The organism is Candidatus Poribacteria bacterium, assembly GCA_026702755.1.
Lineage (GTDB): Bacteria > Poribacteria > WGA-4E > WGA-4E > WGA-3G > WGA-3G.
This window is the reverse complement of the sequence record JAPPBX010000092.1, coordinates 1-25,398: the sequence shown is the minus strand read 5'-3', so window position 1 is coordinate 25,398 and position 25,398 is coordinate 1. Positions and strand designations below refer to the sequence as shown.

At 46.6% G+C, this 25,398-nt stretch carries 22 protein-coding genes and 1 pseudogene; 15 read left to right on the top strand and 8 right to left on the bottom strand.

From position 1 onward, the window contains the following. From OXH39_18350 to OXH39_18325, 6 genes are all read left to right on the top strand, one after another. Positions 1-1,554: sulfatase-like hydrolase/transferase (locus OXH39_18350; GenBank protein MCY3552427.1), on the top strand; the 1,554-nt coding region annotated here is incomplete at its 5' end. Positions 1,555-1,570: 16 nt separating this feature from the next. Beyond that, positions 1,571-3,649, top strand: coding sequence for a sulfatase-like hydrolase/transferase (locus OXH39_18345; protein MCY3552426.1), 2,079 nt, complete (start codon positions 1,571-1,573; stop codon positions 3,647-3,649). Between the two features lie 15 nt (positions 3,650-3,664). After that, a complete protein-coding gene (locus OXH39_18340) occupies positions 3,665-5,356 on the top strand; it encodes a hypothetical protein (GenBank protein ID MCY3552425.1) in 1,692 nt (563 codons plus the stop codon). A gap of 208 nt (positions 5,357-5,564) precedes the next feature. Next, a complete protein-coding gene (locus OXH39_18335) occupies positions 5,565-6,677 on the top strand; it encodes a glycosyltransferase (protein ID MCY3552424.1) in 1,113 nt (370 codons plus the stop codon). Between the two features lie 103 nt (positions 6,678-6,780). Next, positions 6,781-7,497 carry a sugar transferase gene (locus OXH39_18330; GenBank protein ID MCY3552423.1) on the top strand — a complete coding sequence of 239 codons (717 nt, stop codon included), beginning with the start codon at positions 6,781-6,783 and terminating at the stop codon, positions 7,495-7,497. Beyond that, positions 7,498-7,854: a DUF983 domain-containing protein gene (locus OXH39_18325; GenBank protein ID MCY3552422.1), complete on the top strand. Its 357-nt coding sequence runs from the start codon at positions 7,498-7,500 to the stop codon at positions 7,852-7,854. A gap of 1 nt (position 7,855) precedes the next feature. Here the strand turns inward: OXH39_18325 and OXH39_18320 are convergent, their stop codons facing one another. Further along, complete coding sequence (locus OXH39_18320; GenBank protein MCY3552421.1) at positions 7,856-8,608, bottom strand: SDR family NAD(P)-dependent oxidoreductase; 753 nt, start codon at positions 8,606-8,608, stop codon at positions 7,856-7,858. Positions 8,609-8,801: 193 nt separating this feature from the next. Then, positions 8,802-9,599, bottom strand: coding sequence for an energy transducer TonB (locus OXH39_18315; protein MCY3552420.1), 798 nt, complete (start codon positions 9,597-9,599; stop codon positions 8,802-8,804). A gap of 309 nt (positions 9,600-9,908) precedes the next feature. Between OXH39_18315 and OXH39_18310 the strand changes: the two are divergent. After that, positions 9,909-10,094: pseudogene (locus tag OXH39_18310) on the top strand (Rdx family protein). Between the two features lie 130 nt (positions 10,095-10,224). Here OXH39_18310 and lpxI read toward each other — a convergent pair. From lpxI to OXH39_18280, 6 genes are all read right to left on the bottom strand, one after another. Beyond that, complete coding sequence (gene lpxI / locus OXH39_18305) at positions 10,225-11,028, bottom strand: UDP-2,3-diacylglucosamine diphosphatase LpxI (protein MCY3552419.1); 804 nt, start codon at positions 11,026-11,028, stop codon at positions 10,225-10,227. A 44-nt stretch (positions 11,029-11,072) separates the two neighbouring features. Further along, on the bottom strand, positions 11,073-11,897 hold the full coding sequence (lpxA, locus tag OXH39_18300) for an acyl-ACP--UDP-N-acetylglucosamine O-acyltransferase (GenBank protein ID MCY3552418.1): 825 nt from the start codon (positions 11,895-11,897) through the stop codon (positions 11,073-11,075). Positions 11,898-12,074: 177 nt separating this feature from the next. After that, positions 12,075-13,361, bottom strand: coding sequence for a UDP-3-O-acyl-N-acetylglucosamine deacetylase (gene lpxC / locus OXH39_18295; protein ID MCY3552417.1), 1,287 nt, complete (start codon positions 13,359-13,361; stop codon positions 12,075-12,077). Between the two features lie 106 nt (positions 13,362-13,467). Beyond that, complete coding sequence (mltG, locus tag OXH39_18290; GenBank protein MCY3552416.1) at positions 13,468-14,490, bottom strand: endolytic transglycosylase MltG; 1,023 nt, start codon at positions 14,488-14,490, stop codon at positions 13,468-13,470. Positions 14,491-14,574: 84 nt separating this feature from the next. Beyond that, complete coding sequence (gene ruvX / locus OXH39_18285; GenBank protein MCY3552415.1) at positions 14,575-15,021, bottom strand: Holliday junction resolvase RuvX; 447 nt, start codon at positions 15,019-15,021, stop codon at positions 14,575-14,577. Between the two features lie 153 nt (positions 15,022-15,174). Continuing rightward, positions 15,175-16,953 (bottom strand): AarF/ABC1/UbiB kinase family protein, encoded by a 1,779-nt coding sequence (locus OXH39_18280; protein ID MCY3552414.1) that lies wholly within the window; start codon positions 16,951-16,953, stop codon positions 15,175-15,177. Positions 16,954-17,208: 255 nt separating this feature from the next. On the opposite strand from OXH39_18280, the gene OXH39_18275 reads away from it, so the two are divergent. The 8 genes from OXH39_18275 to OXH39_18240 all read left to right on the top strand — a co-directional run bounded on the left by OXH39_18275 (position 17,209) and on the right by OXH39_18240 (position 25,295). Next, the gene (locus tag OXH39_18275; GenBank protein ID MCY3552413.1) at positions 17,209-18,090 is read left to right on the top strand and encodes a site-specific DNA-methyltransferase; all 882 of its coding nucleotides are present in this window, start codon (positions 17,209-17,211) and stop codon (positions 18,088-18,090) included. Positions 18,091-18,289: 199 nt separating this feature from the next. After that, on the top strand, positions 18,290-18,955 hold the full coding sequence (locus OXH39_18270; protein ID MCY3552412.1) for a PspA/IM30 family protein: 666 nt from the start codon (positions 18,290-18,292) through the stop codon (positions 18,953-18,955). Between the two features lie 162 nt (positions 18,956-19,117). Next, on the top strand, positions 19,118-19,876 hold the full coding sequence (locus OXH39_18265) for an ABC transporter ATP-binding protein (protein ID MCY3552411.1): 759 nt from the start codon (positions 19,118-19,120) through the stop codon (positions 19,874-19,876). A 109-nt stretch (positions 19,877-19,985) separates the two neighbouring features. Further along, positions 19,986-21,620: a hypothetical protein gene (locus tag OXH39_18260; GenBank protein MCY3552410.1), complete on the top strand. Its 1,635-nt coding sequence runs from the start codon at positions 19,986-19,988 to the stop codon at positions 21,618-21,620. A gap of 58 nt (positions 21,621-21,678) precedes the next feature. After that, on the top strand, positions 21,679-22,179 hold the full coding sequence (locus tag OXH39_18255) for a gamma carbonic anhydrase family protein (GenBank protein ID MCY3552409.1): 501 nt from the start codon (positions 21,679-21,681) through the stop codon (positions 22,177-22,179). Positions 22,180-22,347: 168 nt separating this feature from the next. Beyond that, the gene (locus OXH39_18250) at positions 22,348-23,385 is read left to right on the top strand and encodes a Gfo/Idh/MocA family oxidoreductase (GenBank protein ID MCY3552408.1); all 1,038 of its coding nucleotides are present in this window, start codon (positions 22,348-22,350) and stop codon (positions 23,383-23,385) included. A 51-nt stretch (positions 23,386-23,436) separates the two neighbouring features. Continuing rightward, entirely contained in the window at positions 23,437-23,733 is a 297-nt protein-coding gene (locus tag OXH39_18245; GenBank protein ID MCY3552407.1) for a hypothetical protein, read from the top strand. A 194-nt stretch (positions 23,734-23,927) separates the two neighbouring features. Next, positions 23,928-25,295: a 2-oxo acid dehydrogenase subunit E2 gene (locus OXH39_18240; protein MCY3552406.1), complete on the top strand. Its 1,368-nt coding sequence runs from the start codon at positions 23,928-23,930 to the stop codon at positions 25,293-25,295. Positions 25,296-25,398: the final 103 nt, after the last annotated feature.

Here is a 25,398-nt window from a genome sequence, read left to right as displayed (position 1 = left end):
TCTTGGCAAGCCTTTGACGTTGAAGATGATGAACTCAGTAGTGGGAAAACTGCAAATCGCACAGTAGAGACTTTGAAGGAAATTCAAAACACACAGTTTTTTCTCGCTGTTGGCTTTCACACACCACATTTGCCCCTCTATGCTCCAAAGAAGTATTACGAATTATACAAAAATAAAAACTTTACTCTTCCGTCTTCTTCTATTCTCCCTAGTAATGCCCCGTCTATTGCTGGCGGCAAATTATTAGGGAATATCAGGTTATTCCAAGATATCCCCGATGAGGGCACTTTCTCGGATGCGAAAGGGTTAGAATTGATTCGAGCGTATGCTGCATCAATAAGTTATATGGATGCACAAGTCGGACGTGTTCTAGATCAGTTAGACGCGCTTAGGTTAACCGAAAATACAGTTATCGTGTTTGCAAGTGACCACGGTTTTCATCTTGGGGAGCATGGCAAATGGGGGAAGAACAGTCTGTTTGAGGTTTCCTTACATTCACCGCTGATTATCAGTGTACCAAGGCAGACTTATCTGGATATTAAAACGAATGCCTTGGCAGAACTCGTTGATATCTATCCGACACTGTGTGATGCATGCCGCCTTCCAATACCTTCACAATTAGAAGGTTTGAGTCTGATGCCTGTCATTGAGCAACCGACATCTCCATGGAAAACTGCCGCCTTTAGCCAACTTAAACGAGGAGGGATTAAGGGGAATTCCATACGGACAGCGCAATATCGATACACCGAGTGGGGCGGCAACGGAAGACGAGGACGCGAACTCTACGATTATGATGCTGATCCTGATGAGACTATCAATATGGCGGGTCTTCCGGAAAACGCAGAACTCGTCGCACATCTCAGTGAACAGCTTAGAGCTGGATGGCGGGGTGCTTTGCCAGATCTACAGCAACAAACCCTTGTACCGCAAACGTTACCGTGGGATATAAACGACGATGGGATTGTTGATATTCAAGATCTCATCTTGGTTTCAAACAGTTTTGGGGTAGAAGTTCCTGCGTATCCCAAAGCCGATGTGAACAAAGATGGCAAGGTTGACATCACTGATCTGCTTCTGGTTGCTGCACACTTCGGTGAATCTGGCACTTCTAACGCCCCGTCAGCACCTGTCGGTATTAATTCAGAACATTTTGAGCTGATGGAGCAATGGCTCACTGAAGCACGGCTAACGCATGATGGTACTCCTCTTTTCCAGCGTGGTATTGCTACTTTGGAACGTCTAATTAATGCAGTGGTGCCCCGAGAAACTACCCTCTTGCCGAACTATCCGAATCCCTTTAATCCGGAGACGTGGATACCTTATGATTTAGCAGAAGACATGGATGTCCACATCTATATCTACAATCTAAAAGGTGAATCTGTCTGTCAGTTATCACTTGGTTTCCAAACGGCTGGCACCTATCGTACGTCGTCTCGTGCTGCGTATTGGGATGGTCGAAATGTTGTGGGTGAACGTGTTGCAAGTGGTGTCTATTTTTATACGCTTCAGGCAGGACAATTCAAAGCCACACGTCAAATGGTAATTTTAAAATGAGGAGGGAAAACAGATCATGAAAGAGACAAAGCAGCAAAGAGCCTTCTCACGTCCGTTTAATCGGCGTGATTTTCTCTCAACAAGTTTGAAAGCAAGCGCAGCCGCTTTTATGACTGGCTTGTTTCCTAACCGCCATGTTAAAGCCGAGGGGAAATACAATGTGTTGTTCATCATTGTTGATGATTTGCGCCCTATGCTTGGTTGTTATGGGCATCCAGAGATGCACACTCCCAACATTGATAGAATCGCTGAACAAGGGACGGTTTTCAACCGTGCCTATTGCCAATATCCGCTCTGTAGTCCATCACGTACTTCGTTAATAACAGGGTTACGTCCGGAAACCACAAATGTACGCAATAATTCGGCTGATTTTCGGCAGAAATTGCCTAATGTTGTGACACTTCCTCAGCATTTTAAAAGCCACGGATATTATACCCAATCCGTAGGAAGAATCGCACATCTCCCACGATTCCAAGACGATGAAAACTCGTGGAGTACCTCGTCATGGAGACCTGTCTGGATACCTTTTGATATACAGACGACTCCGTCTTGGCAGGCACTTGATGTTAAGGATGATGATCTCAGAGATGGTAAAACAGCAAGACGGGCAGTTCAGGTCCTGAAACACATCAAGGACCGGCAATTTTTCCTTGCAGTTGGGTTCTACAAACCACATTTGCCGTTGGAAGCACCGCGAAAATATTTTGATTTGTATGATACGCAAATCTTTAACTTGCCCGCTTCTTCTATGCCACCTGAAAATGCCCCTAGTAGCGCACTCACCGATTGGAGTACAATCAGAGATTATCAAGATCTGCCTTCGGGGACAACACCACTTTCTGATGCTAAGACCTTAGAATTAATTCGGGCATACGCCGCAGCCACAAGTTATATCGATGCACAAATTGGTCGTATATTAGCGCAGTTAGATATTCTCGGTCTCACTGAAAATACTGTCATTGTTTTTTGCGGTGATCATGGACATCATCTTGGAGAACATGGAATCTGGGGAAAGAAAACCCTTTTTGAAGTCTCCCTCAGGTCTCCTTTGATTGTCAGCGTTCCACAACAGCAAAGTTCAGAGACTGAGGCTTTAGCTGAACTCGTTGACATTTATCCAACGTTATGTGATGCTTGTCAACTTCCAATACCACTACAGTCAGAGGGCACAAGTCTGATGCCTATTCTTGAACAGCCAACGCTTCCATGGAAAAATGCTGCTTTTAGCCAGTTCGGAGGGGCTGCGTCTGGTGGTATCTCTATACGCACAGAGCGATACCGATATACCGAATGGGGGGAAAATGGTAGTCGTGGTGTGGAACTCTACGATTATGATGCTGATCCAAATGAGACTGTGAATATCGTGGATTTTCCAGAAAACGCGAAACTTGTTGCTCACCTCAGTGAACGACTTCGCGCTGGATGGCGGGGTGCTCTGCCGGACGTGCAGCAACAAATCTCTACTCCGCAAACGTTACCTTGGGATATAAACAGCGACGGCGTTATCGATATCCGAGACCTCGTCTTGGTTTCAAACAGTTTTGGGGTAGAAGTTCCTGCGTATCCCAAAGCCGATGTGAACAAAGATGGCAAGGTTGACATCACTGATCTGCTTCTGGTTGCTGCACACTTCGGTGAATCTGGCACTTCTAATGCCCCATCAATGCCCGCCGGTATTAGTTCGGAACATTTCGACTTAATAGAACAGTGGCTCACTGAAGCACATCTTGCACATGATGGTACTCCTCTTTTTCAGCGTGGTATTGCTACTTTGGAACGTCTAATTGATACCGTGGTGCCCGCAGAAACCGTCCTCTTGCCGAACTATCCGAATCCCTTTAATCCAGAGACGTGGATCTCGTATGATTTGGCAGAGGACGTGGATGTCCACATCCATATTTATACCTTAAAAGGTGAATCTGTTCGGCAGTTATCGCTCGGCTTTCAAACCGCTGGTACCTATCGAACTCGATCGCGTGCTGCGTATTGGGATGGACGTGATTCTGTTGGTGAACGTGTCGCAAGCGGTGTCTACTTTTATACACTCCATGCAGGTAAAATTAAAGCTACACGCCAAATGGTGATTCTCAAATAAGATGGCCCGAAGAATATGATAATTTTACGTAATTTACTAATTGTTTACCTTACAATGTTAGTCTTAGTTTCTCCAGTGGTAGAGGCTGCCTCGCTCATCAATGTTCCGCTCAACCCTGATTTGTCTGACTTTAATCGTGAAACCTATCGTTTTATTCATCGTTTACTTAATAAGAAAGTGTTGCTGGGCATACCGCGCGGATCTTTACCGCTTACTTACAAACAGGTCATCTCCTATCTACTACAAGTGAAACAGAAACAGGAGAGTGGCGAAATTACATTAAGTGCCATTGACCAGAAACGATTGAATGACTTGCTCACTTTTTTTCGAGATGATCGTGCGTCGTCCAAACGTGCTACAGAAACGGTAAATGAAGCTGCACCGGAAAGGACACCTACCAGACGACATCTGATGGCACATACCGGGGTGCATGCTGGCGAAGACTACCGCTTCTTTTTTGATATGAGAGGTTCACAACGCTTCATCAGTCGTCTCGTCGATAATGTTTCGGAGGAGCCACCTGTTGAGGGAAACATGTTTGTTACCACCATCTATCCACATCTCTATGGACAGGTGGGGGAAAAGTTCGCGTTTACGACCGATATAGCACATAGATTCGTATACGGTGAATTTTTTGAAGATTTCTTTCCTGATGAGACCAAAATTAGACAATTGGAGGGTGACCTCAAAAATCGAACTGCCATTAACGGTTATCTAAAATTTAACTTACCGTGGTTTGAGCTGCAGCTTGGACAAGATACACTTCAGTGGGGACCTGGTTATCATGACAGTTTGTTAGTTTCCAAAAACCCGCTCGCTATGGATATGATTAAGCTGCAAGCCACATATTCACCCATTACCTTCACGGCATTCACCGGTATATTGGAGGATATGGCGGAGGAGATCAATCAGAAGTATATTTCGGGACATAGGGCTGAGGGGTATTTTTGGGATAAGTTTGGATTTGGTATTTCTGAAGTCGTCGTTTATGGCAGCCGTTTTGAGCCGGGGTATCTGAACCCTGTCAATATCTACCTCATTAACGAGCAGCCGATTTCACGGGCAGATGGGCGAGTTCCAGGTAGTGGCGACAATGTTCTTATGAGTGTGGATGTCCGACTTCGCCCAGTAGATAATTTTGAGATTTATGGCGAACTAATGGTTGATGATGGCAATCCTGCCGCGAATTTTAAGCATTGGGATACAAAGTTCGGTATCCTTGGCGGTATATATCTGACAGATCCTTTTGGTATTCCAGACACCGATTTCCACGCTGAGTACGCCTTTATCAACCAATATGCATATACACACGTAAACCCGGTGAACGTCTACAAACACTTTACCACGCCTATTGGACATCAGATCGGTTCTGATGCTGATAATCTATGGTTGGAGATGCGTCGTCGATGGACAGATAAACTTGAAACGGTTTTTGGTTACGAATTAGAACGACACGGGTCCGGTGATATTGATAAAGAACATCCGGCTGATGCCCCTAAAGATGATGTATGGACACCTTTATCTGGGATTACGCAGAGTGAGCATCGTCTGTCGGTCTCGGCTAACTGGGTTGTTATTGGGAGTGGTGTAGGGAGTTATTCAATCTATGCGGAGTGGGCGCGTGTATGGCAGCGGAACGTCGCAAATCGTAAGGATGTGCACGAAAATGCGAACGAAATTGAAGCCAAATTTCTTTACCGATGGTAAAAAAACTATCAAAAATGAAGATTTAGCCCACTTGAATCATCAAAGGTTATGAAACGTTACTTGAGCGTTTCTGTTGCAAAAAGAAATTGGACTTTCGTGCCTAAAGTGAGTATAATATATATGTAGAACCCAATGTAGAGCATAGACAAATTGCGCTTTAATCGCACAATTTGATTTGTAATGTGGATTGGGATGAGGTAAAAAAAGGATGAGAATTCGGGTATTGGGCATACGCGGGCTCCCCGCTACCTATAGTGGGTTAGAAACGATCATGGGCGAATTAGCCCCCCGCTGGGTGGAAGCTGGGCATGAAGTGATTGTCTACTGCCGGAAGGCACTTTTCAAGGAAAGACCTGCCGAATGGAAGGGCATCAAGCTCGTTTACTTGCCAAGTATAGAACATAAGATGTTCAGTACCCTTAGTCACAGCTTTCTCGCAACCCTACACGCTTCAGTTACCACATCTGATGTTATTCTGACCTGGAACGCTGGCAACGGTCCGTTCGGGTGGTTTTTTCGTATCGCAGGTAAAACCGCTGTTATCAATGTTGATGGAATGGAATGGCTACGTCCAAAATGGAAAGGAATCGGGGCAGTCTACTTCAAGTGGGCAGCGAAGATGGCGACAGCGGCGTTTCCAATTGTGATTACCGATGCTTCTGAAATGAAACGGCTCTACCTTGAGGAGTTAGGCGCGGAAACAACCTATATCGCTTATGGTGCGAACATTGAGCCGTCAGAGCAGCCAGAAATCTTGGAAACGTATGGGCTTGAATCTCGGAATTATTATCTCATCGCCAGTCGGCTCGTACCTGATAACAATGCCGATCTCATTTTAGAGGCGTTCGTTGCTTCAAACAGTCAAAAGCAACTTGCTATTGCCGGTGGGGCTGATTACAAAGGGAACAAACTCGAAAATGAATTTTTATCGAAGTTGAAAAGCATTGCCAACGAAAACGTCAGGTTTCTCGGGCATATTGACGATTCTGACCACATTAAGGAACTTCACCATCACTGCTTTGCCTACATTCACGGACATCAGTTCGGCGGCATTAACCCTTCTATTCTGAAGGCGTTGGGGTTTTCCAACTGCATCCTCGCACTCAATACGCCTTTCAACGATGAAGTCTTGGAAGGCGGACATTATGGTGTACTCTTTGACAAAAACGTCGTATCACTCACAGAGAAAATTCAGATGTTGGAACAACACCCGGAGCAGGTTGAAGATTTCCGAAGGCGTGCCACAGAACAGATCCGAAAGCGATTCAATTGGGAAAACATCGCACAGCAGTATCTTGATGTTTTTGAGAAGCTCCAGTAAAATTAATGTTTATTAGGTGTAAATGCACTGAAAATTTCGTCAAAGCAGTGGTAGGCGAGTTAATAAAGCCTCGCAAGCCTACGTCTAAGTAGAGGAATTAACCATGCCATTCCTATCAAGAAGCATAAACCAGATAGGAAAAGACGCAGAGAATAATAGCGTGCATCGCGATGAAAGTTTAACGGCAAGCCTTGACGCGCAAACTTCGCCCAAAATACCAAAAACAGGGAATCTAGTGGAACGACTCTCCTCTTTCTACGCAAAGCGTGGCAAACATTTGTTTGATGCAATCGCTGCATTTTTCCTTATTATTATTTTTGCCCCGCTGATGGGGTTGATTGCTATTCTTATTAAGCTCACCTCGTCCGGTTCCGTTTTTTTCTCCCACAAGCGGGTTGGATTAAACAATGAACTGTTTATCATGCACAAGTTTCGGAGCCTCCATGTTGATACGCCGTCCTATTCAGAGAAACCTGATTCGACGGACGATGAACGCATTACGTTGATCGGCAAATGGCTCCGTAAAACAAGCCTGGACGAACTACCCCAACTCTTCAATGTACTGAAAGGCGAAATGAGTCTTGTCGGTCCTCGTCCGGAGATGCCTTTCCTTGCTAAGGATTATGAAGCGTGGGAAAATCAGCGTCACCTCGTCCGACCGGGGATGACCGGGCTTTGGCAGCTCAGTCCCCGTCGCCAAGGCACAATCCGAGAGGGTATATCTGTTGATCTGGCGTACATTGAGAACCTATCTCTGTGGAACGATTTCAAAATACTCCTTCGTACCTTCAAAGTTTTTTGGGATAACAACACCTATTAAATGCAGTTAACCCTTCGGGACCTCGCTAAAATTCTCCGATATAGTTTTCGACTGAAATGCCCGCGGTGTGGCGCGGGGGACCTGTTTCAAACGTATTTCAAGATGTTTGCTTGCTGTCCACGATGCGATTTGAAGTTTGAACGAGAGTCCGGCTATTTTATCGGTGCTATGTACCTCAACTATGGTGTGACGGTCTGCACCGCTTTTCCAGGCTACTTCCTCGTTGAAACGTTTACCTCTATTCCCTTCCTCGCTAATTTGAGTATCTGGGCACTCTTTTCCGCTATCTTTCCTATTTTCTTCTATCGTTATTCAAAAAGTTTGTGGCTGAACTTCGATTACATATTTTCATCTTAATTTATCTGGTGAAAATCTGTCCGCGCGTATATGAAGCCGCATCGGAGGCAAGGAACGTGAGGACCCGTGCAACGCCCGCTGGATCACCCAATGAATTGCGTGCATTAGCAACAGCCTCATCTGGATCTTGCCCATCCCGCTTTGCCGATTCTGCAATTTGCCCCAGTTTTAAGGGAGTTGCTAGTCCACCGGGGCAAATGGTGTGCATACGAATACCCATTGACCCAACCTGGTTTTCTACCGTCATTACAAGTCCATTCACGCCACCCTTGCTGGAGGCGTAAGCCACTGAGGAACTACCGCCGCGGACACCCGCTCCTGAGGCAATACATAGGATAACACCACCACTTTCTCTTCCCATTATCGGTACAGCGTGTTTAAGAGCAAAAAAAGTACCTTTGAGGTTAACATCAATAACCGAATCAAAAGTCGCGGCTTCAAAATCATCAATACGGACGCTCGGACCGCGCAGGACACCTGCTGAAGTTACCAATACATCAATCCCACCAAATGCTGTATCAGCGGTTTTCATCAAATCCGCCACTTCAGTTTCTATGGTGACATCTGTGCGCTGGAACTTCGCAACACCTCCGTTTTCAACGATTGTATTGAGCGTTTCTTGAGCATCTTCCTCGTTAATATCGCCAAAGACAACTTTCGCTCCCGCTTTAGCATATTCAATTGCTGTTGCTGCGCCAATCCCTGTAGATCCGCCCGTAATCACAGCCACTTTGTTATTAAGTCCGATGTCCATATTGTTTGATCTCCTTGAAAATGGTAGACGCAATCCATGAATTGCGACCCTTTATCAATCTTGGCTTCTTTACGTTCAGTGGAAAAGATTATAGAGGGAATAGGTGGAGAGCGCAAGCGTTTTTTTCTTCTGACACTAAAGGGAGGCGCGGGCAAGGTTAGTGATGTTAGGTCGGGAATCATCGTGCGGACAGCTAACTTTTAAACTTGAAACGATAGGGAATACGGAGACGTTGACTGACAACTACGTTGCCCCGTTTCGCTGGCACGAATTGGGACGCTTTGAGTGCCGTGATTGCCGCTTCTTCACACCCTAATCCACTAATTTCGGTCACTTTAACAACTTTGATGTTCCTCGCTACACCATCTACACCTATTGTCGCTTCGAGCACAACGAGACCCTGTTTGTGAGAAAGGCGAGCAGATTCGGGATATATAGGATCTACTTTGTGAAAAAACTGAGCGTTTTGCGTCGGTTCGTTCAAATCTACCGAAACTGGTGGAAGTTCTGTGGTATGTGCACTCGCAATAGCCATTGATGTTGATGACCATTCCGGACGTGGGACCCGTTTAGGGGTGAAGTGTATCGATTGTGAGCCTCGCTCCGTTGGACGTGGGGATAAGCGGTACTGGAGTACATTTTCACTCCCAGTACTAATTTCCGTGGAGGTTGTCTGGTGAACAACAGAAACTGAGAGCATATCAACAACGAATTGCGGTTCGTTTTGTGAGACATGCGTGATTTTCGCGATTGTCTGGATGCGTGGCGGCTGTGAACGAATCGTATCCGGCTGCGTTAATGCCGGCATATTGAGTCGACGGGGTGTGAGCACCGGTTTCGTCTTCGGGAGTGAGATAAACTCGGCAACAAAAGTATCGCCGTGTTTATCTGGACCTCCAACGATAGACAGCGATGCAATCGCAGCACCTATCAGGTGAACGCAGATGGATAAAAATATAGATTTGTTCAGAAATTGGATAGCCTTGTTCATAATTTAAACACCTATATGCTACCTTCACATCTCATCGGTAAGCCCTGCCAATACGGCGGTGGCGTGTACTTTACAATTCCGTTCCTGCAGACGGAACGAGTATCTGCACTAAGTATAGCAAGATTCGTGCCAAAAGTATGTCTGCTTGAGCGATTCTGACACAAGCCGCGAAAAAACTTGCAATTTACTGCCGTTTATGATAAAATTCTAAAAGCAGCAATTGAATTCACTACGAAGCTTAAATGAGGAGGGATAATACCGATGGAAGTGAGAATTGAGTACTGCACCGCTTGAAACTACCAACCACGGGCAGCCAGTTTGGCAGATGCCTTGAGACAGAAGTATGGTACGGCGGTTAAGACAGTCGATCTGATTCCTGGTAGTGGTGGCGCGTTTGAAGTTTCACTAAACGGGACATTGCTCTACTCGAAGTTAGAAACTGGGCAGTTTCCAACGACAGATCAGATAACATCTGCAATAGACGCGGCGGCATAACCAGCGTCTTTGGAAGGGCTATCGGCTATCAGTAAATCGGCTCTCGGAACGGAAGATTGGAAGACTGAAAGATTAGGGCATCCATCCTTCCAGCCAAATGCTGACACCTGATGGCTGATGGCTATTTTCATTATACTACAGCAACGATTGCGATCTTCCACTGGTCGGCTTGCTGAACAAGCGCATCGGCATCCATAACAAAGGTTCGCCGTGCCTCCACTGCTAACACACCTGCTTTGACTTGATGTAACACCTCCAGCGTTTGCATTCCGACCGTTGGTACATCGATACGAAAATCATGATTCTCGGCAGCCGCTTTCGCTACAACAACTCCTTTTCTTCCTAAGTTCCCACCCCTCTGAATAGTTGCATCCGTCCCTTCAATGGCTTCCATAGCAAGCACAATCTGATTTTGAACGACAACTGTTTGTCCTATATCCATGTTTGCTATTTGGCGAGCGGTGCTGATACCGAGTTCAATATCTGCCCATTGATGTGCTGTTGGTTGTCGTGTTGTTAAAACACTGGGTTGTGGAAGAAGGTGATGGAGGTACTGGTCTTGGCGGAGGATAGTAAGTCCAGCGGATTCAAGGTGATTGAGTGCTGCGTTGACGATTGCGGTAGGTTTTTCGCGTCGATTCTGTACTAAGATTTTAATGGTGGTGGTATCAATTTGAAATGGACGAAGGAGAATATTTTTTTCGACTTTCCCAATAATCACAACCTCTTTTACGCCTGAATTGAGGAGTGTTCGAGTAATCTTTTGAATCTGGCCCACCCCATAGGTGTGGAGTTCACAGGCAATTTCAGCAAAGCGTTGCGGGTCGGACTTTGTGATCTGGATGATAACGGGGTGTCGTTCATGGGCAACAGCGGCGTATGCTAATAGCACCGGCAGCTCACCTGCACCCGCAATAATACCCAATTTTTCCACGCTTTCGCTCCGTGTATAGTTTCAATCTGCTGCGAAACCAAAGACTAACCGCTCAGAGTACGATTCGGTTGGCTAAATCCGATACCACGTTTAGATGTTTCGATAAATTCGAGTAGATATTCGACTTCGGGGGTCGCTTCAAGTTCCTCCTTGACTCTGGCGACGGCATGTTTGAGAGGTAGACCGGAGCGGAACAAGATGCGAAATGCCTTCTTTAACGCCGCAAGCGTTTCATCAGTCAGTTGTGACAACGGATTAATCCGCGATGTTCGGATGCCAATACGGTTGAGACTGCGAACACGCGCCGGTTGTCCGGCGGAGAGGGCGAAAGGTGGAATATCTTGAACGATCTTTGAAAAACCTCCTGCCATTGCCATTTTGCCGACGCGTACATATTGATGCAATGCTGCGTGTGCGCCAAGCCGAACGTCATCTTCAATTGTGACATGCCCCGCAAGTGAGACAAAGTTTGCCATGATTGTTCTATTGCCGACGATAGTGTCGTGGGCAAGGTTAACCCAATTCATCAGCAAATTGTTATCACCGACGATAGTTGACCCGTCTTCAAAGGTTGATCTGGAAATGGAGACGTACTCGCGTAGTATATTGCGATTCCCAATTTTCACATAACTCCGCCAACCCCCGTACTTCAAATCTTTAGATTCGTTGCCGATGGTAGCACCGAAATAGATTTTGCATTCTTCACCGATAATCGTCCACTTCTCAATCTGAACATGCGGACCGATCACGGTCCCGCGTCCAATATGAACATCTTCACCGACGAGACTGTAGGCACCGACTTTAACTCCCTCTTCCAACGTCGCTTTTGGAGAGATAATAGCCGTAGGATGAATGTTGGTTTCTAACACAGATTTCCCTCCGTTTGATGGTTTTCAGTTTTCAGTTACCAGTTTGCCTCGCAGTGAGAGTTAAGAGGTTTTCTATAACAATCTTCTGTTTTCTTGATGTATTCCAAGAGGGATGGTTGTTACGAGTTCTCACTGCGAAGCATCTTTAACTGATAACCGATAACTGACAACCATAAGTCAGACAGATGCTAATACGATTGACAACTCAGCCTCTGTGGCAAGTTCGTCTCCTACATAAACGCGTCCTTCGATGCGTGCAAGCCTGCTCCGTAGTTGGGCAACTTCTATTTCCAATCGAAGTTGGTCGCCCGGAATGACAGCGCGTCGGAATGTTGCCTTGTTAATCGAACGAAAATAGCCAAGTTCGCCTTCCTTACCGATGTCCCGAAGCACGAGCCACGCTGCAAGTTGTGCGAGTGCTTCAATCTGTAGTACGCCCGGCATCACAGGTTGCGTCGGGAAATGTCCCTCAAAAATCGGTTCGTTATAGGTCACATTCTTGATGCCAACCGCGCGTTTTTTACTTTCATGTTCAATGACTCTATCAACCATGCACATCGGATGCCGATGGGGTAATACGTCGTAGATATCCATTACCTCAATAGGCTCTTGAACAAGAGGCTGTTCAAGGTGCCCTGCCTCAGCAAGGGCACGCACAAATTCCGCATGGAATGTATGCCCCGTTCGCGTTGCCATGACATGTGCCTTTGGTAAGTGTCCAGCTAAATAAAGATCACCGATCAGATCAAGAATTTTATGTCGGACGAACTCGTCTTCAAATCGTAAGGGGGTGCTCGGTTCACCTGCCTCATTGATGACGAGCACATTGTCATAGCTTGCCCCTTTCCCTATACCGAGTGCTTGAAGTGCTTCAATTTCATTCTCGAAACAGAAACTTCGAGCTGGCGCGATGTCATGTGCGTATGATTCCGGAGTTATTTTGAATGTCGCAACTTGAGGCGTGGTTTGCGGGTGTGCGTAAACGAATGTGACTTCCAGTGCGTCGGCGGGTAACAGAACGAGCTGCCTATCACCTTCGGAGAGCGCGAAGGGTTCCGTGATCTCAATAAAATTCCGTGGCGCATCTTGTGAAACAAGCCCTGTCGCTTGAATATTTTCCACATACGGCAGGGCACTACCATCAAGCCCAGGAGGTTCCGGGGCATCCAATTCCACTGTCACATTGTCAATACCGAGGCCACCGAGTGCAGAAAGAAGGTGTTCAACACTACTAACCGTTGTATCACCACTGCGTAAACTGGTGCATCGCGGCAGAATATCTGCCCAGTTCTCTGGGCACACCTCTACTTCTGGCATGCCTTCCATATCCACACGCCGAAAGACAATGCCGGAATCCGCTGGTGCTGGTTTTAGAGTTAATGTCACAGGTTCCCCTAACATTAACCCTTTGCCTGTCATTGTTATTTCGTTTTGAATTGTTTGCTGTGAATCAGCTTTTGCCATTCGCTTTTGTCACTTTCTTTTTATTTAGTCGTCGGTTATCAGAAATCATCAGCTATCAGCAAGAGGTTTTCGCTTAACCAATACCTCTTTTGCTGAAAACCGACTGCTATTCCGAGGCACGCCGTATTTTTCGTATCATTCTATTATGTTCTGAAAGCGTCTTTGAAAAGTGGTGCTTTCCCTCGCCTATCGCCACGAAATAGAGATAATCCGTTTTTTCGGGACGCAATGCCGCTATGATTGAATCAATACCCGGATTTGCAATGGGACCGGGTGGTAAACCCTTATGCATGTAAGTATTATAGGGCGAATCAACCCTCAAATCGCCTTTAGTTAAGAGTCTTTCTGGGTTTCCTAAGGCGTAAAGCACCGTCGGATCTGCCTGAAGCCTCCACTTACGCCTGAGTCGGTTATGAAAAACGCTCGAAATACGCGGACGTTCCGATTCAGATTGTGCTTCCTTTTCAATGATAGAAGCAAGTGTTACAATTTCGTGACGGGTGCGCCCTAAATTTCGTGCGTCCTCGTCGAATGCGTCTGTCCACCTCTGTTTGAATTCATTGAGCATCATCTCAACAACCTTCTCTGCGCTCGTACCTTTCGCGAACTTGTAGGTGTTCGGGAACAGGTAGCCCTCCACTGTTTTATCTGCCAGTCCGTATCGCTCCAACAAACGAGGCAATTCAGCAGCGTCCTGAAATGCCTGAGTTGTACCAAGACCTGCTGTTTTCCAAAGTTCAGCGATGGCGGATACCGTTAAACCCTCTGGCACCGTCCAACTAATTAGCGTAACCTGTCCCTTTTCAAATGCGTTGAGGATGTCCCACAACGCCATATTCCGCCGCAACACATAAGTTCCAGCTTTTAGATGTCTGCCGGTCCCTCTATATCGGACAACGAGGCGGAAAGCATGTTCGCTCCGTATTAACTTTTCTTCAATCAACCGCTTTGCTATTGCTTGTGAGCTACTACCCGTTGGCACGTCAAAGTTGACGACCTCTTCTGAAGACGTTGGTGGTAACACCAGAAACATTCCAATCAACAGAACAGTGAGGCAAAGTGCACCGAGACTACACAGTGTTAGTATAACTATCTTTTTAATGTTTCGTGTTTTTTTGATTGACCCCATACGTCCCGTAGGATTGATCTCCCGATCGCGACTTTCTATTGATAAGAATTGTAAAAACAAACCCTTTACACTGGAATGGAGGAATCAAGAATCCTCCGTGGGTGCCGTAGAATTGATCTCCTGACCGCGATTCAAGTAGTCGTCAAGGATAACCACTGCTGACACCTCATCGATAAGTTCTTTCTGTGCTTTTGCGTCTTTGTTAAGTTCATGCAAAATTTCTTCTGCCTCAGCGGTTGTAAAACGTTCATCCTGAAATTCAATTGGGATGTCAATTACATGTTCTAAGCGTTTTGCAAACTTCTGAACCTTCTCCGCCTGTGCGCCGATAGAGCCATCAAGAGAGATGGGCAAACCGATAACAACGCATTCCACCTTGTGAATGGAAACGAGATCAGAGATAGCAATTAAATCAACCTTCCGATTTTTTCGGGTGAGTGTACACAGTGGGTGTGCTGCGACACCAAGTTCGTCACTGAGTGCCACGCCAATACGTGTATCACCGACATCTAATCCGAGTAGAATTGCCATAATTGACCCCTTTTTGTTTGTAGGGGTTGGGAATGTAATACAAGGAATGGATTTGGTCTATTCAAAGACCAAATCCCCCAACCCGTGCGGACTGCGGACGAGGAAACCTCGCCCCTACTAACAACCCTTCTCGCAATGCGAATATACGAAAAATTAGAAGCGACCCGACCGCAAAATAGAAATTACCAATCCGAATCCAAAAAACGTCGCGGTCAAATAGCCCATAATCCCAAGAAAAAACTTCCATTCCCAGATTTCAACACCTTGTAGGATGATTGACGAGCCGACGATCAGTGAAGCGATAATAAGGCTGAAAGCAACCCGATTGATAACCCGATCGAAGGCTTTAATCACCGCTTCGAGACTTAAATGTTCTAACTCAAATTTGAGAGAACCTCGCTGTAATTTTTGGAGGATACGGTGCAAGTGAAGCGGCATGTCGCGTGCAAGTTCTGTGAAATCTTCCACAGAATCCGCGAGCTGCCGCTCCCACCTTTTGCTCCCAAAGTTTTGGACGAGCAATTGCGAAATATACGGTTCACTGAATTCTAAGATATTGAAATCAGGGTTTAGTTTCATCACGACTGATTCAACCGTTGCGACCGTTTTACCGAGCATCAAAAACGCTGGCGGCACATGGATTTGATGCCGCAATGATGCGTTAAAGACTTCGTGAATTACCTCTCCGAGACGGAGCCTGCTCGGCGGCATATTGAAGTAACGTTCCAAGAAGTCGTTCATTTCCAACTTTAAAGCTGCGATGTCTGTTTCATCCCCCAAAATGCCCATCCGAATGTAGCTTCTGACCACAGCGTCTACATCTTTAGTTAACACGGCACTCAACCAATTACAGATATACCGCAACATATCGTCGCTTATTCTGCCAACCATGCCGAAGTCAACCAATCCGATCCGTCCATCTTCTAAAACGAAGACATTCCCAGGATGCGGATCCGCATGGAAAAACCCATCGCTCAGGACTTGCGTATAGAACATCTCTACAAGTGTTTCAGCGAGTTCCGTCCGATCAAATCCCATCTCGTCCAGTTCAGCGATGGCGTTGATTGGCACACCATCAATCCTTTCCAACGTCAAAACACGGCGATTCGTGAAATCCCAGTGGACTCTGGGAATCTTTACCTTTGATGACGTTGCGAATCTCTGGTAGAAAGCATCTGTATTTGTTGCCTCGATTGTAAAATCGATCTCCTTCCGAATTGAGCGTGAGAACTCCCGAACAAGCTCAGTCGGTTTAAAGAGGTGCATCTCTGGGTCCCGGTTTTCAAGCCGTTCGGCTAACTCCATCAATAGATTAAGATCCGTCTGAATAATCGTTGCTACACGTGGACGTTGGACTTTAACGACTACCGATTCACCTGTTTCTAACGTTGCTGCATGCACCTGAGCAATTGAAGCCGCCGCAAACGGTTGTTGTTCGTAAGTCGAAAACACTTTCTCAAGCGGTGCTTTGAATTCCTGTTCAATCGTCGTGCGAACCTCTGAAAAATCAAAGGGTTGTGCATGTCGCTGCAATTTCTGAAACTCGGTGCTCCATGCCAACGCTTCTTCTTGCCCAACAAGTTCGGAAAGAATGTCCACGCGGGTACTGAGCACTTGACCTAATTTAACAAACGTCGGTCCCAACTCTTCAAACGCAAGCCGCAACCGTTCTGGCACAGACAGCAGTGTCCCTGAACTGTTTTCGTCTGAATCCTTTTTTGCCCTTCGGAAACGCCACCATCTTGATTTCTGGGGGTGGCTACCGCCTCTTGCCCTCCGCGTGAACGCGCTTCTGAGACTGAAACGTCTTGTCCGACCCCGCTCAAAAATTTGAGAGAGAATATGCCCGAAACCGTGTCTCGCGAAAACGCTGACAATCTCAGGCAGGCGTTTGGCACTTTTAAGTTTACGATTCAGATTCAGAAGGCGCATGAGGTTTTCGTCTCTTTATAAGTTTGACAATACCGCTTTTAAAATTTTACACGAAAAATTGTGTGGAGTCAAGAAAAATCTCATAGATACAAACACTGCGTATAGAGGCTTGATAAATTACCATGGAGCTGCTATAATTTTACTGAGGAGTCAGAAAAGAGATCGCTATTGGTATTGAAGACCAGGATCAATGCCCCTTTTGCCTTTGGTAGAAAGGAATCGCTCATACACTATCGTACGCAGAGTTGGAAGCAAATGCCTAAACATCGTCTCTATTATGGGGATAACATTACCATTCTTGAAAAATATGTTCCTGATGAGAGTATCAATCTGATTTATATTGATCCACCGTTTAATACTGGAAAACTCCAACAGCGCACGGAGATCCAGGTTGAACCAGATGCCCAAGGCGACCGAGTCGGTTTCCAAGGCAGGACGTACCGAACCCACAAAGGCAAAACCACACACTACACTGATAAGTTTGAAAGTTCGGATGCCTATTTGCAGTTTTTACGACCTCGTTTTGAAGAGGCATATCGTGTGCTGCATCCGCACGGCAGTTTCTTTCTCCATATTGATTACCGAGAGGGACATTATTGTAAGATAATGCTTGATGAAATTTTCGGACGAGAGTCGTTTATCAACGAGATTATCTGGGCTTACGATTACGGCGGTAGATCCAAGTTGAAGTGGCCCGCGAAACACGATAACATCTTGTGGTATGCTAAAACACCGAAGCATTACACTTTCAATTTCGATGAGATGGATAGAATACCGTATATGGCACCCGGATTGGTCGGCAAAGCGAAGGCAGCGCGTGGCAAAACGCCAACCGATGTTTGGTGGCATACCATCGTCAGTACCAGTGGGAGTGAAAAAACAGGCTATCCGACACAAAAGCCTCTCGGCATTCTGAATCGCATCGTCAAGGTGCATTCAACACCGGGTGATACCCTTTTGGATTTTTTTGCTGGCAGTGGGACATTTGGAGAAGCCGCAGCACTGCACAATTGTTCCTCAATTCTGGTTGATAACAACATCCCCGCGATCAAAGAAATCATGAAGAGATTAGCGTTCTATGGCGTTGAGCTTGCCAATGCTGATTATGAGGCATTGCACGCCTATCAAATGGAGTAAAACTGTTTGGTGTTCTCATTCCTTACCAGAAACCAGAAATTGCTTTTTAACTATACTTTTTAAGGTTAGATGTCTCTAATAAGCAGATATGCTACATTATGATGACAGATCCTGCAGGAACTGAGTTCATCTAAAGATAAACCCTTCCGTTTGATTTGCATTAAGGAATTGTGTATAATAAGCATCTGGAGACGTAGAAATGAAAAGAATCAAAGAGATTTCAGAGCAGGTTCGGGAGAACATAAGCCAGTTTCTGGAGGCAGTAGATGGTGCTGAATCGTCTCTTGATAAAGCCATCGTTGACATGAAAGAGCGGCTCGCTGAGGCAAAAGAACTCGTCGCTACGGCGATTGCGGAAGAGCAGAGGCTCAAACACGCTTATCAGGAGGCTATTGCTTCCGCTAAGGTATGCGGTGAGAAGGCGGACGCTGCTTTGCAAAATCGAGACATGGCACGTGTAAAAGAGGCACGACAACGCAAGCAACAGCAATTGGATATTGCAGACGGCTATAAATGTCAGATTGTTGCGCAGGAAGCGGTTGTAGTATCTCTCAAAACAGCACTCCACGAATTTTATCAGCAGTTCCAGAACGCAGCGGTGCGAGCCGAAACGCTATCTCACCGTCAAAAACAGGCGGAGACACGTGCTGAACTCCATAAGTTAATTGCAGCAGCGGAAAATACGATTTCTACCGCTTTTGAACAGGCGGAACAGAAATTGAAAACGGCGGAAGAGAAAGCAGAAATTTGGCGGAACCGAGAGCGTAGCGATGCCACTGAAGTGGAAAAAAATGTAAACGATTCCGACCTCGACCAAGCACTGGCAGAACTTAAAAACGATGTCTTGAGCAGTAATGAAAAGTGATTTTTTATTGTAAAACCCGCCACCACCGCTGGCGAGGTTTGTAACCTCGCCCTTCTACAATGTCTAATTAATTGTGGGTTTTACTATAGTTGTGGGCTTTGCTATGATTGCTCTCGTTGAGAGGATCAATCGGTTTTCGCGGAACATTCCGGTTTCTAAAGAATGATTAAAACCTTAAGCTTAACTAAATATTTTGGTAAGTTGTGCGCTGTAGATGAACTGACACTTGAGGTAGATGCCGGTGAAATATTTGGATTTCTTGGACCCAATGGTGCAGGAAAGACGACAACAATCAATATGCTGACGGGTTTGCTCCGCCCTACATCTGGCACCGCAACGCTTGGCGGGTATGACATTCAGAAGCAAAGTTTACAGGCGAAAGCGATTCTCGGACTGATGCCGGATACGCCACAACTTTATGAAGCGTTAAGCGGTAGACAGTTTGTCCGTATGATAGCGGATTTATATGAGGTGCCACCGGAGCAAGCCGAAAATGAGATGGGTATACTACTTGAGCAGCTTGAACTTACCGATGCCGCTGACGATCAGATTAAGGGATATTCTTACGGCATGCAGAAGAAAATCCTGCTCATCTCGGTGCTTGTGCATCACCCGCAAATTCTTTTTCTTGATGAACCCACCAGTGGTCTGGATCCAAGGAGTGCTCGCACTGTCAGGGAGATTTTGCGCGAACGCTGTGAACAGGGTTCTACTGTATTCATGACGACACATATCCTTGAAATTGCTGAACGTATCTGTGACCGAGTTGGCATTATCAGTAAAGGTCAACTTATTGCCGTTGGAACCCTTGAAGAATTGCAACAAAAGAAGCAGGAGGACTGCAAACAACCTGCCGATGGCAGCCAGCACCAGACGGAAACGCTGGAGGACATTTTTCTTGATTTGACAGCAGATACCTAAAAATCAGCCGTCAGTTACTTTGTTGTGCCGTTGAGCTATGTTACTGCCACAACAAATCTCTTTAACTGAAAGCCGACAACTGAAGGCTGATAGCCGAAAGCCATTTCTTATGCTAAAAAATATTAAGATTCTACTCAAAGCGGATTTGCGGGGGTGGTTGAACGGTATTAAACACGGTGGAGAGGCATGGCGAAAAACCGCTTTAAAGTGTGTCGGTTACCTCGTTTTCGTTGTTGCGTTATCGGTGTTAGGGAACTCCCTTTTCACACACTTACGACTCACTGAAGCACAACCTGCACTTGTGTTAGGTGTAATTAACGGTTTCATAGTTTTCGGGATTATCGTTGTTGCAAAAGAATTGATGGAGAGTTCCCTAAAGGTTCTATACGAGGCACCGGACACCAATCTGTTGCACGCTGCACCAATTCAACCGATCGCAATTTTCGGGTATAAGTTTATACATCTCACGATCACGCGCTTTTTGAGTATACTCTGTTTTTTAGGACCTCCGTGGATAGCGTTCGGTCTCATATTTGACCTACCGTGGCATTTTTATGCAGGACTGTTTCCCGTATGTTTGTGTCTTCTGGTGATGATCGCGAGTTATGTTATCATCAGCGTGATGTTGATTGCGCGCTTCTTTTCATCGGGGTGGTTTCTCGCAACACTCAAGGTAATCGGCACTGCAATCGGCGTAGCAGTGGGATTTCTATTGTCGTTGACGCTGTTTTCCGAGTTTGAACCGATTCACATAAAAGAGTTTTTGCTCAATTGGGCTTCTGAGGGAACAGTGGATGCGGGTGCTACATGGTATCCACACGAGTGGATTGGGAAGTTCCTGTTGAGTTGGGTAACTGAACCGACAATAAGAGTCCAATTGAGATGGGCACTGCAGGGTTTCGCAGGAAGTCTTGCTGCTGTCGGCGTGGCAATGCTCGGCGCGCAATTGATTTATCAGCGTGGTTGGGAGAACATCCGTCAATTGAAATCTAAGCGTAAACCTGTGCGGAATACCGGCGATTCTAAAGCGGCTCCCCTGAAACGTGTGGGGATTACGCTTGGACGTGGGAAGGTCCGAGCCATGATGCTAAAAGACTTCCTCATTTTTGTCAGACACAGTGGACGGCTCATCGCTATTGTGATGCTCACACTTTTTTTGGTAATTCACATCGCTATCTTGTTCATGCATGAAGGCGGTGCCGATGAGAACGCTGGACAAATCCTAACGGTGCAAATAGTTCTTTATAGTATGTTGATTACCTTCGGTATTAGTTGTAACGGTCTTCGAGATGAAGCGAAAACGTGGTGGATGCTAAAAACCGCTCCTGTTATGCCGAAGTTAGTGTTCATGGGTAAATTCCTGACTGCGCTCCTCTGTGCGCTGATTTATGCTGAGTTCTGGTCCCTGTTTGCTGTTTGTCTGCTCCAAATCCCGAGAGATGCTATGATACCAGTGATGCTAACGCCTATCTTAACACTTCCAGCAGCGTGCGCGATGAACACGGCGATTGGGACACTACCGTGGATGGCAGAATTGATACATCAACCGAGACCGATCTTACGGGTTTTAACGTTCACGGTAACACTCATTTTTGATGTGATGCTCGTCCTGGCACCGATAATAGCGTGGTATACGGAAAGTTTCATTGCGTTCATCGTGTTGATAATCCTGCTTGCAGGCGTATTTGCGATGTCTTATAGATGGGGAATAGGAAACCTCCGCAGGTTGTTGGTTGCACAGTAGTGAAGCCCGCATCACTTGCAACCTCGCCTGTGTCTAAAAGTGCAGGAAAGAAGGAAAGATGTTGATAGAATATCAAGGCATAATGCCAGATGTACATCCTTCTGTTTTCGTTGCTCCAGGGGCGATGATTATTGGCGATGTAACAATTGGTGAAGAGTCGAGTATCTGGTTTAACAGTGTGCTCCGTGGAGATTTAGAACCGATCCGAATCGGGTGTCGCACCAACGTTCAAGACGGTGCAGTCATACACATGGACAAAGAGATTCCGTGTCTCATCGGTGATGATGTCACCATCGGACACGGTGCTATTCTCCATAGCTGCACCATTGGCAACGGTGCCCTGATTGGCATGGGAGCGATTCTCCTGACAGGTTCAGTGATTGGCGAAAATGCCGTTGTCGCAGCGGGTGCCCTTGTCCGTGAAGGGCAGGAAATCCCGTCGGGTACCGTTGCCATGGGAGTACCGGCAAAAGTGAGCCGTGAGGCTACCGAGGCAGAACTTGAGCGTGTTCGACGTGGTAAAGACGATTATGTTGAACGTGGCAAACTGATGCTTTAATGGTTTGCCTCGCAGTGAGAGTTATCAGGGGTTGGTCGTCGGTTAAAAGAGGGCTCTGATAGCGATAACATAGAATTTTAAAATGAGGAGGCGGTTGAGGTTTATCAGTTGGTTTGGCGGTTACCGAAAACTATACTGATAACTGACAACTGATAACTGACAACTACTATGAAACGAACATGTTTAATGATTGGTGGCAGTGGCATGGCTGGGGGCTGGATCAACAATTTCACGACTAATTTCGACGATCGAATCGAAATTGTCGGTTTAGCAGATGTGAATACGGATGTCCTCACAGCACAGGGCGAAGCGTTAGGACTTAGCACCTCACAACTCTTCACAGACTTTAACGAGGCGTGTGCAACCGTCAAGGCAGACTTCTGTGGCATTGCTGTTCCACCACAATTCCATAGCCCCGCCGCGATTGCCGCTATGGAAAACGGGATGCCCGTTATTTGCGAAAAACCGATTGCCGATACTTTAGATGCAGCAAAGGCGATGGTGCGCACTGCTCAACAGACGGGGTTGCCGTGTGCTATTATCCAAAACTATCGTTATGCTGATAATAAGCAGGAATTGATTCGTATCCGTGATGAAGGCAGATTGGGACGACTTCAGCATATTGTCGGTCGATACGCGTGCGATTACCGTCGTTATCTCTCATGGGGCAGGGCATGGCGACACGATATGGATTTCGGGCTTCTTTTTGAAGGTTCCGTCCATCACCTTGATATGCTTCGGTTCCTCTCCGGTGGTGATTGTGAAACCCTGATCGGGTTTGGATGGAATCCCGAATGGTCGAGTTTCCAACATTACTCCAGCGGGTTCTATATGATGCGGATGGACAACGGGGTCCATACCTCTTATGAAGGCAACAGTTCAGCAGCTGGTATCGTCAACTGTTGGAATCACGAACACTATCGCGCCGAGTTTGAAGAAGGTGCCGTCGAAATCGCAGGTGGAAACCAGATGACGATCCATCGTGTCGGTGGTGAAACGGAAGTCTATGAGGCACCGGGAATCCCCTATCAAGCGCATCAGCACCTGTTTGATGAATTCCTGAATTGGCTTGACGGTGGCGAACCTTCTGATACGCGGGTTGAAGACAACATCAAAAGTTTCGTACTTGTTATCGCCGCGATGGAGACAACCCTTGATGGACAACCGAAGCAGATCGCCGATTACCTGGGTGATTTGGAACTCTAAGGTCTGGCTTCTCATGTTTAGGGAGTTGCACGCGTCGGATAGGTACTCACTATGTTCGATCCAAACCCTGAAATACCGCGTGTCCTTGAAGATATTCCCGAACCCGAGCAACGCGCACTGCTTGAGAAAGCAGCGACGTGGATTGTACGGCGTGGTTTGACCGCGCCAGCGATTCTCTTCTTAGAGATCGGCAAGCCGCTTAACTTTCTGGGGAGTCAACTCTTAATAGGATTTAGCCCTTTTATTCAGGCGGTCTTCAAGGGTGACGAATATCACAAATTCGCGCTCATCTTGGAAAGAGATGAAAATGTTGAATTGCTGATTGAATTGATCGAGACACACTCGTGACCGCAGACGGATAGTTATCAGTTCTCGGTCTTCAGTTGTCAGTAACCCGTTTGTGAAAGTCTAAACGTTTTTATGCATCAATTCGTATGTTTGTAAATGTAGAGATCTACGAATTGATAGTGAATTTCCACAATGCCCTCTGGACTGACAACTGACAACTGATAACTGATAACTAAAAAAGGAAAATTAAAAACATGGCAGTAGAATTGAGAATGCTTCAGATGGATCAGACGATGACCAAAGGGAAAATCGGAAAATGGCTGGTTAAGGAAGGCGATACCGTCACGCAGGGACAACCGCTGCTGGAGATTGAAACCGATAAGGTCGTCCATGAACAGGAATCCCCTACCGACGGTGTTATCGCGCAATTGTTTGCTGAAGAAGGTGCGAATGTCCCCGTCAACGCCTTATTAGCGATTATCGGAGCACCCGGAGAAGAGGTGGCACGCGTTGAGGTGGATACCGCGGCGGAACAGCAGCAAGAACCAGAACAGGAAGAACTGGTGCAACCCACGCAACCGAAGGCAACACCATCAACGCCGACCGTTGCGCCAAAAGCCTCCCCAGCAGCACGCCAACTTGCCGAGAAACTCGCTATTGATCTGACCGAAGTCAAAGCCTCTGGTCCGGGTGGACGCATCCTTGAAAGCGACGTCCAACGATACATTGACTTAAGGGAGCCAATTCCGGCTCCGACCGAAACGACGCGCCTTAAAGCATCTCCGCTTGCCCGACGGTTGGCGAAGGAGCATGGCGTTGATCTTAGCGCAATTGCCGGTTCGGGACCCGATGGCAGAGTCGTCCGGGATGATGTATTGCAAGCAGCCAGCGCAGCACCCGAAATCCCTGTGGTGGAGACTCCAGCACTCCAGCAGGCAACAGAGGTTATCCCTATGGATGGCATCCGTGAAATTATCGCAGAACGGATGACCATGAGCGTTCAAACCAATGCCAGCGTCACACTCCACACCGAGGTTAACGCAACAGCTTTCGTCGAATTACGCGGGATGCTCAACGATAAACTACAAGCAAGAGAGGTAAGCCTTACCTACACCGATCTACTTGTGAAGGTTGTCGCAAATGCCTTGCGGGAACACCCACGGCTCAACGCAACACTCACGGATGAAGGGATTCATCTGTTACCCGAAGTTAACATTGGGGTAGCAGTTGCCTTGGAGGATGGATTGGTGGTGCCGGTTGTTCGGAACGCGGACAAAGAAAGGTTATCGGAAATCTCCGCGCAGGTAAGAAGTTTCGCTGAGCGCGCACGCAGTAATCAATTGACACCCGGCGAACTTCAGGGTGGGACCTTTACCATTACAAATCTTGGAAATTTCGGGATTGATGCGTTCACGCCGATCATCAATCCGCCGGAGAGTGCTATTCTTGGGGTAGGACGGATTCTCAAAAAGCCAGTCGTTCACGAAGAGGAGATTGTTGTTCGGAGTATGCTGACGCTAAGTCTAACGTTCGACCACCGTGTGATAGACGGCGCACCCGCGGCACAGTTCCTACAAACGGTTTCTAACTATATTCAAGATCCGTATCTATTGTTAGTGTAGTATCTACCAGTATTCTGTGTGCAAAGATTCGACTTCATCAAAATGTGCATCTCGTGTGACGAGAATTAGTCCGCGTTGCATCGCAATTGCAGCAATCCAGATG

Bases quoted from the DNA above. Each gene is read 5' to 3' on its own strand.
- OXH39_18340 (MCY3552425.1), top strand. From the start codon at position 3,665: ATGATAATTTTACGTAATTTACTAATTGTTTACCTTACAATGTTAGTC.
- OXH39_18250 (MCY3552408.1), top strand. From the start codon at position 22,348: ATGAAACGAACATGTTTAATGATTGGTGGCAGTGGCATGGCTGGGGGC.
- OXH39_18265 (MCY3552411.1), top strand. From the start codon at position 19,118: ATGATTAAAACCTTAAGCTTAACTAAATATTTTGGTAAGTTGTGCGCT.
- OXH39_18245 (MCY3552407.1), top strand. From the start codon at position 23,437: ATGTTCGATCCAAACCCTGAAATACCGCGTGTCCTTGAAGATATTCCC.
- OXH39_18270 (MCY3552412.1), top strand. From the start codon at position 18,290: ATGAAAAGAATCAAAGAGATTTCAGAGCAGGTTCGGGAGAACATAAGC.
- OXH39_18275 (MCY3552413.1), top strand. From the start codon at position 17,209: ATGCCTAAACATCGTCTCTATTATGGGGATAACATTACCATTCTTGAA.
- OXH39_18320 (MCY3552421.1), bottom strand. From the start codon at position 8,608: ATGGACATCGGACTTAATAACAAAGTGGCTGTGATTACGGGCGGATCT.
- OXH39_18335 (MCY3552424.1), top strand. From the start codon at position 5,565: ATGAGAATTCGGGTATTGGGCATACGCGGGCTCCCCGCTACCTATAGT.
- OXH39_18345 (MCY3552426.1), top strand. From the start codon at position 1,571: ATGAAAGAGACAAAGCAGCAAAGAGCCTTCTCACGTCCGTTTAATCGG.
- lpxC (MCY3552417.1), bottom strand. From the start codon at position 13,361: ATGGCAAAAGCTGATTCACAGCAAACAATTCAAAACGAAATAACAATG.
- OXH39_18315 (MCY3552420.1), bottom strand. From the start codon at position 9,599: ATGAACAAGGCTATCCAATTTCTGAACAAATCTATATTTTTATCCATC.
- OXH39_18280 (MCY3552414.1), bottom strand. From the start codon at position 16,953: ATGCGCCTTCTGAATCTGAATCGTAAACTTAAAAGTGCCAAACGCCTG.
- OXH39_18325 (MCY3552422.1), top strand. From the start codon at position 7,498: ATGCAGTTAACCCTTCGGGACCTCGCTAAAATTCTCCGATATAGTTTT.
- OXH39_18260 (MCY3552410.1), top strand. From the start codon at position 19,986: ATGCTAAAAAATATTAAGATTCTACTCAAAGCGGATTTGCGGGGGTGG.
- mltG (MCY3552416.1), bottom strand. From the start codon at position 14,490: ATGGGGTCAATCAAAAAAACACGAAACATTAAAAAGATAGTTATACTA.
- OXH39_18255 (MCY3552409.1), top strand. From the start codon at position 21,679: ATGTTGATAGAATATCAAGGCATAATGCCAGATGTACATCCTTCTGTT.
- OXH39_18240 (MCY3552406.1), top strand. From the start codon at position 23,928: ATGGCAGTAGAATTGAGAATGCTTCAGATGGATCAGACGATGACCAAA.
- ruvX (MCY3552415.1), bottom strand. From the start codon at position 15,021: ATGGCAATTCTACTCGGATTAGATGTCGGTGATACACGTATTGGCGTG.
- OXH39_18330 (MCY3552423.1), top strand. From the start codon at position 6,781: ATGCCATTCCTATCAAGAAGCATAAACCAGATAGGAAAAGACGCAGAG.